Source organism: Candidatus Kuenenia sp., from assembly GCF_039794105.1.
In the GTDB taxonomy this organism is placed as follows: domain Bacteria; phylum Planctomycetota; class Brocadiia; order Brocadiales; family Brocadiaceae; genus Kuenenia.
Map to the genome: position 1 here is coordinate 1 of NZ_JBDIWA010000065.1, position 5,133 is coordinate 5,133.

Genomic DNA, 5,133 nt, shown 5'->3' on the forward strand with positions numbered 1-5,133 from the left:
CCTCCACCATTTTGTTGTATTTATCAGTCCATATCAATCCGTGAAGCCTTGCAGAATAAGGCTTCCCATCAATTCCACTATCCATACCAATCCACCGGAATCCACCCCAATCCGTGAAAAATGGGGGTACATTTGGGGGTATATTATTTTCTATATTAAAATATACCCCCAGTGCCCCTTATATACTTAATTTTATAGAAGGAAAAGGTATTAAACCTGGGAAAGTCGGGCACGTGGATTTTCATTTCCTGATTTTCTTTTCTTATTCTACCCTATCCCCCAAAAAGGTAGGGCAGGTAGGGCAAGTAGGGCGGTCAGCTGAAAACCCGCATGAATACTTGGTTTGGGTTGTCCTACTTTGCCCGATACAGGGTCAAAACAGGTAGGGCGCGCCCTACTTTCCAGGAAAAACGACCTGCTAAAAATGAGTGTGTGATTCTTCCTATTGCCCTACTTTGGGGTATGAGAATGGGCATTTTGCCATCGTCTTTTATGTTTCGGGTTTAGTTCGAGGTACTGAAATGGATAAAACAGGCGGAAATATACCCCCCATCAGGAAAGCAGATACCCCCACAAAAAAGCCACTTACCGCTATCGTTATCAGTAAAGCCAAACCTCAAAACAAGGCCTACAAACTTTCGGATGAGAAGGGCTTATTTCTGTTGGTTCATCCTAACGGTAGTAAATACTGGCGGCTCAAATATCGCTATAACGGTAAAGAGAAGATGTTGGCCTTGGGGATTTATCCTGATGTATCGCTGGCAGATGCAAGAGAACGCCGGGATGAAGCCCGTAAACTGCTATCCAACGGCATTGATCCAAGTGCAGCCAAGAAACAAAGCAAACAGACTTCCAAGGAATTATCGGTCAACAGTTTTGAGGCAATTGCCCGGGAGTGGTTTAAGAAACACTCACCTAACTGGGTTGCCAGTCATAGTGGAAAAATCATCGATCGTTTAGAGCGGGATGTTTTCCCTTGGGTAGGAGATCGTCCCATTCAGGAAATCAGTGCACCAGACATGCTGCAGGTAGCGAGACGAATTGAAAGCCGTGGAGCACTGGAAACTGCACACCGTGCTCTACAGAATTGTGGTCAGATATTCCGCTATGCCATAGCAACCGGACGAGCTGTCCGTGATCCATGTGCGGATCTGCGTGGAGCATTACCACCCGTCAAAGCCAAACATCATGCCAGCGTAACTGATCCTAAAAAAGTCACTGAATTGCTGCGTGCAATCCAGAGCTTCAACGGTTCATTCATTGTCAAATGTGCTTTGCAGTTTGCGCCCTTAGTATTTGTTCGCCCAGGCGAATTACGTCAGGCCGAATGGCGTGAGATAGATCTGGATAAAGCTGAGTGGCGTATCCCTGCCCACAAGATGAAAATGAAAGACACACATATCGTACCTTTATCGCGTCAAGCAGTTGACGTGCTAGAGTCAATTCAACCGTTAACCGGTAATGGTCAGTATGTATTTCCCAGCCTGCGAGCTGGGGGCCGTCCTATGAGCGAAAATACCATTAACGCCGCCTTGCGCAGACTTGGCTATAGTAAGGAAGAAATGACCGGCCATGGCTTCCGCAGCATGGCCTCTACCCTGTTGCATGAAAACGGATGGCCACACGATGTAATCGAACGCCAGCTTGCCCATGCTGAACGTAACAGCGTATCGGCGGCATATAACTACGCACAACATTTACCGGAACGAAAGAAAATGATGCAATGGTGGAGCGATTATCTGGAATCGCTGCAAAAGAATGTCATTTTCTTACCCATTAATAAAATGAAGGCATGATATGTACAAACTATTCAAAGCTATCAAAGCACTTCTTCAGAAGAACACTTCAGATGGATACGATGAAGCATTGAGCAAGCGCCGCCAGGAAAAGGTTTTACGTGATCAGGGGTATAGCCGAAATAACGCAAAAAGAATAATTGCAGCCAGATACAAGTAATAATTCCGACATGTAACCAGTTCCGTAAATCTTTAATAATTTGCGTCAATACATTTATATTTCCACATAGTAGTCTGTTTTTTCCTTTCCGCAGGAATGGATACAAGAGGATTTCTTTTCTTATCCATACCAATGGATATCAATATCTACACTTAAGGAAAACAGAATGGACGAATTAATGGATCTCTTAAACGAACAAGGGAAGGCATTTAAAGAATTTAAAAGTGTCAATGACTCCCGCCTGGCTGATCTTGAGAAACACCTGAACGAATTCTATAAAAAAGCAAACCGGCCGCCTGCTGGATTTGCATCAGCTTTTGAACCTGGGGCAATGGAAGAAAAGCATACCTTCTTAGGATATCTGCGCACGGGAAGGGAAAATGATTTGCAGAAAAAAGCTATGAGTACAGATGATGATCCTAGCGGTGGTTATCTCGTGCCCAAAATCATCGATGATATTGTCTCTAAAGCCTTACGCGAACTATCACCCATGCGGCAGATTGCGCGTGTTGTAAAAGTTGAAAGTGGGGATTTCTCGATGCTGCATTCCGTTGGAGGAACTGGCTATGCATGGGTAGGTGAGACCCAAAGCAGGCCAGAAACTGATACACCGAGATTTCAGGAGATCAGACCGGAGATGGGTGAGATTTACGCACTCCCTGGCGTAACCCAGCGGCTGCTGGATGATAACGGGTTCGATTTAGAAAACTGGCTGATAGATGAATTATCCGAAGCCTTTAGTGAAGGTGAAGGAGAAGCATTTCTCTCTGGTGATGGCGTCAATAAACCACGCGGCTTTTTAACTTACGATATATCAAACGAAGCAGACGGTATTCGTTCAGAAAGAAAAATTCAATATGTAGCGTCTGGTGGCTCAGGTAGTTTTGCTTCTTCCAACCCGTCTGACAAGCTTATAAAGCTCGTTTATACCCTAAAGCCACGTTATCGTCGCAATGCAGTCTGGGTAATCAACTCCAATACATTGGAGCAGATCCGTACAATGAAAAATGATCAGAAAGACTACATTTGGAAACCGGGTATTGAAAGTGGCCAGCCTTCCACCCTGTTGGGTTACCCGGTTTATGAAGATGAAAATATGCCAGATATTTCAGGAGACTCTCTATCTATCGCGTTTGGTGACTTCTTACGTGGTTATACAATAGTTGATCGTAACTCCAGCATGCTACGGGATCCATTCACAGCCAAGCCGAATGTGCTTTTCTATAGCACACGCCGTGTGGGTGGCAGCATGAGAGACTTCAGGGCAATCAAGCTCATGAAGTTTTCAGCCAACTGATCATTTATTATATAAAGTTTTAGCTACCCTAGCCCGACGGGGCGAAAAGTGGGTACCTTCACCCACCTGGGTTAGCTTTTCTTGAAGGGCACTGTGAAGGAGTGTCAAGTTGGTCAATAAAAATTGGACATTAGAGGAAGTTGTTGCCGCTTATCAAACAGCATTAGAAGCAGATCCGTCATTATCAATCGATGATCCAACCTCTCCCTATTCTCAATGGAATGCACTTCAGCAATTAGATATATTTGAAGAAGCATATAAAAAAGATAAATTTTATCTGATGCAAGCAATAGGCGTTTGTGCTGCTCATCACTTGCCGCTTCCTTTATGGGCTGCAAAGGCTTATATCGAAGGCTACAACAAAATTGCAGATGCCAAATCTAAATCATGGGATGAAGTATTTGGCAGGCCTTATCCCAAAGGTACTCATTTAGCTACTCTTAGAAAAGAGAAAATGTTCAAGCGTGCTGTATACAATGAAATATCTCGAATTAAAAAATCGCAACCTGACATTGCAATAGATGATGGTTTATTCGAAAAAGTCGGGAAAAAATTCGGTATTGGAAAGACAACAGCCAGTGAATATTATTATGATATAAAACCTTTCGAAAAAATCTTCAAATTCTTCAATCGTGAACTCGGAAATACATAGACATACTCAATTCCGAAAATTTTCTAATTTTTACGTCAAGACATCCAGTCTCAGAAAAATTAATCTCTTGAGCATCCGTACGGATGCATATTCATTGATCAGGAGATTAATTCATGCAAACAAATACAGCAGCCAACAGCTTACCGTCTGAAAAATTACTATCCCTGGATGAAGTAGAGCGGCGTGTAGGCTTCAAATCAAGTTTTATTTACAAGCAAATAAAAAATAAAGCTTTCCCACCCCCGGTAAAAATCGGCGTTTCTTCCCGCTGGCGCGAATCCGACGTTGATTCATGGATTTCAAGGCAAGTGGCAGGAAGTCGCCATGCATCGAGATAATCAATCACGAATCGCTGCTGCTCTGGAGCGCATCGCCTCAAATAAGCAGAGTGATGAACTCGGAAAATTACGGCTTCTGATCCGTATCGCTGATAGTTTAGAACGCATCGCTAACAGCCTGAACCGCCTTGAAGCCAAACGTGCTACGGAGGGTGAATAATGTTTTTGTTGACACACCCCATGGCTGGTTTTATGCTGTCCACGCTTCTGCAAAAAACAGGAGTCGGGTTTGGAAGCCCGAGTACAAAGGCGGATGACCGCCAATGGCGGTTTTTTTATTTGTTCATCCGTAACTATGGCAACCCTTTTTACGGGCGGCTATTTTGCAGGGGGCTTATTGCCCGCTGGTTCCTTTGTACCGGTCTTCCAACCTGCAAAACATGCCGCCCACCCGTTCAAGCTATTTGAGCGGTGGCGGAATCTCAAACCGTAAAGAAAAAGGAACAAGCCATGAATGACACAACCACTCAACATTCCCCCAACTGCAATCTTCAGGCTGCTGGTGTTGAAATCCAGGAGCTGCGCACCGCGGTCAATAACATGGATCGCCTGTCTCAAGAAGTCTTATCCGAAATTGCTTCCATTGCCAAGCTCGCGTCTCACCGGATTAAAACGCTGAAGTTAGGCTACCAACTGCTTGATGTTGATAATGCCCTTAAAGCAATCTGGCTTAGAGCTGAAGACATTATGAATTGCATCAACTGTGAAGCCGAACAAGTGGAATGCAACTATAAGGAAGATGCTGAAGGAGACAGTTATGAATAAAAATAATGAAACTGATTTCAGTGATTTCGTAAAGGCTCACGACTCTATTAATCAGGCCATTTTTATGGCCAGCTTTATTCAAGGAGCAGCATTATTTCCTAGTCGATCAGATCCATTAGATTTAG

At 44.0% G+C, this 5,133-nt stretch carries 8 protein-coding genes; all 8 read left to right on the forward strand.

The genetic code is table 11. The features are described from left to right. Nucleotides 1-521: 521 nt before the first annotated feature. The 8 genes from ABJL82_RS16345 to ABJL82_RS16380 all read left to right on the forward strand — a co-directional run bounded on the left by ABJL82_RS16345 (nt 522) and on the right by ABJL82_RS16380 (nt 5,008). Nucleotides 522-1,796, forward strand: a complete 1,275-nt coding sequence (locus ABJL82_RS16345; RefSeq protein ID WP_347275775.1) for an integrase arm-type DNA-binding domain-containing protein — start codon at nt 522-524, stop codon at nt 1,794-1,796. 1 nt (nt 1,797) lies between these two features. After that, on the forward strand, nt 1,798-1,956 hold the full coding sequence (locus tag ABJL82_RS16350) for a hypothetical protein (protein WP_347275776.1): 159 nt from the start codon (nt 1,798-1,800) through the stop codon (nt 1,954-1,956). A gap of 166 nt (nt 1,957-2,122) precedes the next feature. Continuing rightward, nucleotides 2,123-3,253: a phage major capsid protein gene (locus tag ABJL82_RS16355; RefSeq protein WP_347275777.1), complete on the forward strand. Its 1,131-nt coding sequence runs from the start codon at nt 2,123-2,125 to the stop codon at nt 3,251-3,253. A gap of 109 nt (nt 3,254-3,362) precedes the next feature. Beyond that, complete coding sequence (locus ABJL82_RS16360) at nt 3,363-3,905, forward strand: hypothetical protein (protein ID WP_347275778.1); 543 nt, start codon at nt 3,363-3,365, stop codon at nt 3,903-3,905. Nucleotides 3,906-4,018: 113 nt separating this feature from the next. Continuing rightward, on the forward strand, nt 4,019-4,243 hold the full coding sequence (locus ABJL82_RS16365) for an AlpA family phage regulatory protein (RefSeq protein WP_347275779.1): 225 nt from the start codon (nt 4,019-4,021) through the stop codon (nt 4,241-4,243). After that, on the forward strand, nt 4,230-4,403 hold the full coding sequence (locus ABJL82_RS16370; protein WP_347275780.1) for a hypothetical protein: 174 nt from the start codon (nt 4,230-4,232) through the stop codon (nt 4,401-4,403). Before ABJL82_RS16365 ends, ABJL82_RS16370 begins: the two co-directional genes overlap by 14 nt. Continuing rightward, entirely contained in the window at nt 4,403-4,651 is a 249-nt protein-coding gene (locus tag ABJL82_RS16375) for a hypothetical protein (protein WP_347275781.1), read from the forward strand. Before ABJL82_RS16370 ends, ABJL82_RS16375 begins: the two co-directional genes overlap by 1 nt. A 42-nt stretch (nt 4,652-4,693) precedes the next feature. Beyond that, nucleotides 4,694-5,008 carry a hypothetical protein gene (locus ABJL82_RS16380; RefSeq protein WP_347275782.1) on the forward strand — a complete coding sequence of 105 codons (315 nt, stop codon included), beginning with the start codon at nt 4,694-4,696 and terminating at the stop codon, nt 5,006-5,008. The last annotated feature ends 125 nt before the right edge of the window (nt 5,009-5,133 follow it).